Annotated in this window: 4 protein-coding genes and 1 pseudogene; all 5 read right to left on the minus strand. The window is 62.8% G+C overall.

The features are described 5' to 3' along the window. Positions 1-252: pseudogene (locus AC5JJ6_RS27740) on the minus strand (ABC transporter substrate-binding protein); the annotation flags it as partial. A gap of 135 nt (positions 253-387) precedes the next feature. Next, complete coding sequence (locus AC5JJ6_RS27745) at positions 388-1959, minus strand: sensor histidine kinase (RefSeq protein ID WP_496045164.1); 1572 nt, start codon at positions 1957-1959, stop codon at positions 388-390. Positions 1960-2120: 161 nt separating this feature from the next. After that, complete coding sequence (locus tag AC5JJ6_RS27750) at positions 2121-2630, minus strand: hypothetical protein (RefSeq protein ID WP_044427754.1); 510 nt, start codon at positions 2628-2630, stop codon at positions 2121-2123. A gap of 97 nt (positions 2631-2727) precedes the next feature. Next, entirely contained in the window at positions 2728-3333 is a 606-nt protein-coding gene (locus AC5JJ6_RS27755) for a DUF2135 domain-containing protein (protein WP_044427757.1), read from the minus strand. Then, a partial coding sequence (locus tag AC5JJ6_RS27760) for a MotA/TolQ/ExbB proton channel family protein (RefSeq protein WP_496045165.1) occupies positions 3326-3669 on the minus strand: 344 nt, incomplete at its 5' end. The genes AC5JJ6_RS27755 and AC5JJ6_RS27760, both read right to left, overlap by 8 nt.

Here is a 3669-nt window from a genome sequence, read left to right on the forward strand (position 1 = left end):
ACCTTCTTCCGACACGCTCCAGGATTCCGCCAAACCCGGCACGATTTTGGTCGTACCGCGCTCGAACTGGACCAGCTTGTCGAACACCTGCCGGGACGTGGCATCAAAAGTCGTTCCTGCGGTAAAAAACGCAGGATTGAAACCCTCCGGGCTGCCTTCGGAGCAATAAACGAGTGTCTCAGCTGCGAGCGGTGAAGCGAAGCCCGCCGCGATAGCCAGCCCGAAAGCAGCCCCGCGCAGTGCATAATGCATTATAAGCCTCCTGTAAGGGTCTTTTCTTGTCAGCTCTTTTGGCCATCATTAAGACGCACCGAAACGCCACAAGCCGTAGAATAACCTTAGCAGGAGCTTAACTGTCAATGTCTGGCGATAGTTTCAAATAGTAATTTAACGCCGCACCCCTACCGGCCGCGCCAGCATCGCTTCCATCGCGTTCCGGAGGTGCTCCGGACCGAACGGCTTGACCAGCACGGACACGTCGGCCCCCGTCAACTCCGTCGTCCGCTCGCGGGCGGTGTCGGACGTCATCAGGATTGCAGGCACCTCCGCCCCCATCTGCCGCCGGATTTCCGCCAATACCTCGAGCCCGGAATGCCCGCCGTTCAGGCGCAGCTCCGCCATCACCAGATCGGGCGCGGGCTGCCCCTTCATGCCGATGGACGCCAGGGCGCGCGCACCGTTGGAAGCGCTCAGCACACGGCAGTCCCAGCTTTCGAGGACGGACCGGATCGCCATCAGCTGCACGGGGTCGTCCTCGATCACGAGGACCGAAACGGGTGCCGTGGAATTGCCGTTCGCTTCGGAGACTTCCCGGTCCGCCGGCAGCGTCACCGAAAAGACCGATCCCTTGCCGGGGACGGATCGCACTTCGATGGAGTGGCCGAGCAGGTTGGCGATCCGCTCGACGATGGCAAGTCCCAACCCCAGGCCACGGCCCCGGTCGCGCGATCCCGGACCGGGGATCTGGGTGAATTCCTCGAAGATGGCGGCCTGCCGGTCTTCCGGGATGCCATAGCCCGTGTCCCACACCTCGATCCTGATCCGATTGCCGCGCCGCCGGCAACCGACCATGACGCTGCCCTTGGCGGTGAACCGGATCGCGTTGCCGATCAGGTGGCGCAGCATCCGCTCCAGCAGTGCGGGATCGGTCGTGACGACGGCGCCGCATTGCATGAAGCGCAGGCGCAGACCCTTCGTTACGGCGGGTGCGTCGAACTCGCGGATCAGTTTTTCCAGCACCTCGTTTACCGGCACCTGGACGACCGCCGGACGGACGTTGCCGGCCTCCAGCGACGATAGTTCCAGCAAAGACGTGAGAAGAGTCTCTCCCGACTGAACCGCTTCCTGGATGCGGGTTACCAGCGACTGCTGCGACGGGTCGTTGACCTTGGATTGCAGCAGATGGAGGAACAGGTGGATTGCCTGGAAGGGCTGGCGCAAATCATGGTTGGCAGCGGACAGGAACCGGGATTTCGATCGCGTCGCACGCTCCGCTTCGGCACGCGCCGCCGCCAGTTGCCCGTCCGATGCGACGCGGCTGGCGATGTCGGCGCCGATCAGTCCGGCGATCCGGGTTATGCTCTCCCGCGCATCGGCAATCCGCCCGTCGTCGCCCGGCTTTCCAAAGGACGGCCCGAAGACCCATAGGCTGCCCAGCCTCTCGCCGTCCGGATCGGCGACCGGCACGCCGGCCAGGACCTGGTATCCCGCCAAGTCCCGCCCCGATACCTGATCGTCAGCGGCGTCGCCGTCCAGCAGCCTGTCAAGATCGGCGATGGAGCGGTCAAAAGCCCGGAAACCCTCGTCCGTTCCGTCGAGACCCAAACCGGTAGCAGCCGCGATACCGGCAGAGCCGTTGCCGGCTATCCAAAGTACCGCCCCCCGCGCATTCATAACCTGCGCGGCCAGTTCGACGAAGCCGACAAGGGAATGGTGGAAAGCCTTGCCGGTCTTTGCCACGTCCCCATTATCCATTTGCATATTCGGGAAACTATCTTTGTTGCCGATCCTACCCGATTTAGCCTAACACGCATCATCGTTGGGAGCAGCACCGGAATATGCCCATACGGTTGAGGGACGCTATACTTTAGGTCCAGACGCTCGACAGGTCCGAGCGTAGGTCAGGCGGCTTGCCCGGGCCGCTTATACTCGATCCCGTTTCCGTCCGGCGCCGGCTTGTCGGGCATCTTCGGCTGAGGCAGGGCGTAGAAGCGCGGTTCGCTCCGGTCCCAGCTCGGCTCGAACGGCAGGCGCATCATGGCGGTGCTGCCGTCGCGCTGAGCATCGCGCATCGCCTGCTGAAGCTGCTCGGCGGTATTGCGGTCCCAGGGGATGCGGTAGAGGTTGGGGACCTGTCCCCATTGAAGGGTCAGGTAGATCGCTTCACCCTCGACATAGGATGCGCTCAGGATCGAAGCCTCCTGCACATGGGCGCCGAGCCACTCCAGGCTGACCGGCTTGGCGCGTCCAAGCAGCGATGCGGGAGCGGCATAGGCCGCCGGCAACAGCAAGGCGAAGAGTGCGAGGATCAAGGCCCTGGCAAGGCGCGAGTGGGTCCAGCGCAGTGCCACCAGAACAAGCATCAGACTGACGGACGCGACGAAGACGAACAGGTAAGTCAAGTTTTCCATGTCGGGTTCCTGACGAGGTCGAGTGTCGGTTCAGCGTCTCAACGAATGCCCCATGAGTTTTGTTTAGGTACGTTTTTTCTTAAAACAGTATTTGTCTTCAGTAAGTCTTTGCCGATCGCAGCGGTTTGAACACGCTGTTCATACTGTTTGGCACGAGTTCGCCTTTCTCGGTCAAACTGAACCGGAAGGCGGTTAGTTCCTGCCCCTCCCGGTCAAGTCTTACCGTGGTCGCCGCGATCGGCCGGGCTCCGGCCTCGTTGTCGGTCTTCACCCGCACCACGACCCGCACATTGATAGGGTAAGTGTTTTCGAGATTCCGGAACAGATGGACGTTAACCGTGTATTCGCCGGGAGGAATGCCCCGGCTGAAGGATGTCTCGAAATTGACATCGGTCGGATCGGCGTGACTGCCGAGATCGTCGCGCAGGAGGTTGAAGATCAGCCCGCTCTTGTTGGAGTACCCGACCGGCACGTCGCCGGGCGCCTGCACCCAAAGATCCACGTCGGTACGCAGCTTGTCGTCCCAGCGCATCTCGGCGATCACGTTGCCGGGAGGATCGGTAGAGCCCTCCCCCTGCTTGGCTTTCGGGTTGATGTGCGGCAGCAGCAGCACCGTGATGAAGACGAAGCCCGCCAGTGCCAGGAGGATCACGTCCCGGAAGACCGTGCCGCTGTCGTCGCCGCTGTCCCATGGGTCATGCATGGCCGGCGTCGATCAGTGCTGCGGCGAGGTTGGCCGTACCGGTGGCGAGAAGCTGATAGTTCGCCGCGAGCCACAGGTTGAGCACGGAGCCGACCAGGGTCGTGTAGAGCGCTATGCCCATGCCCTCGATCAGCGAGCCGACGATGCCGCCGATGGCGTTGACGTCGCTGGCGCTCTGGGCGTTGACGTTCGCCAGCGCCACGATGAACCCCACGACGGTGCCGACAAGACCCAGCAGGACCAACACGTTGGCCAGGTGCCGGATGAAGGCAATCCGGGAAAACAGCCGCAGTTCCAGCGCGCGGGTGGCGCTGCTTCCGCCGGTCTCCAGGGCGC

Source organism: Skermanella sp. (genome assembly GCF_059503625.1).

Coding starts and splice junctions, on each gene's coding strand:
- AC5JJ6_RS27750 (WP_044427754.1), bottom strand. CDS start 2,630: ATGGAAAACTTGACTTACCTGTTCGTCTTCGTCGCGTCCGTCAGTCTG.
- AC5JJ6_RS27755 (WP_044427757.1), bottom strand. CDS start 3,333: ATGCATGACCCATGGGACAGCGGCGACGACAGCGGCACGGTCTTCCGG.